The following is a 387-nucleotide window of genomic DNA, read 5'->3' as shown; positions in this document are numbered from 1 at the left end:
CACGTTCTCCTGGATGCGCGGGTTGTTGAGCCCCAGGCCCGTTTCGCTAATGCCGGCAAACTGCAGGGTGGCAATGGCAGTGAACAGGTACAGGCCGAGGATCAGCATGACGGTCAGGGTGGCAGCCTTGCCCGGCACCTCTTCACTGCCAACCGACTCTTCGCTGACGGTCAGGCAGGTATCCCAACCCCAGAAGATGAAGATCGACAGCGACAAGCCCGCGGCAAAGGCCGAGAACGACTCCACGCCGAATGGGTTGAACCAGGCCAGGTCGAACGCCATCGGCGGTGGCGCGGTGGTGCCGCCGAACGCGGCGAAAGCGAAGCCGACCAACACCAGCAATTGCAGGGCCACCAGGCCATACTGCACGGTCATGGTGGTGGCCAT

Annotated in this window: 1 protein-coding gene; it reads right to left on the bottom strand. The window is 63.0% G+C overall.

Translation table 11 applies throughout. The features are described from left to right. A partial coding sequence (locus QWI17_RS05000; protein WP_368045326.1) for an amino acid permease occupies positions 1-375 on the bottom strand: 375 nt, incomplete at its 3' end. Positions 376-387: the final 12 nt, after the last annotated feature.

Origin of the sequence: Gilvimarinus gilvus, from assembly GCF_030518155.1 — a bacterium.
In the GTDB taxonomy this organism is placed as follows: domain Bacteria; phylum Pseudomonadota; class Gammaproteobacteria; order Pseudomonadales; family Cellvibrionaceae; genus Gilvimarinus; species Gilvimarinus gilvus.
Note: the sequence above shows the minus strand (reverse complement) of the source record. Positions and strands in the feature narration are given on the sequence as shown.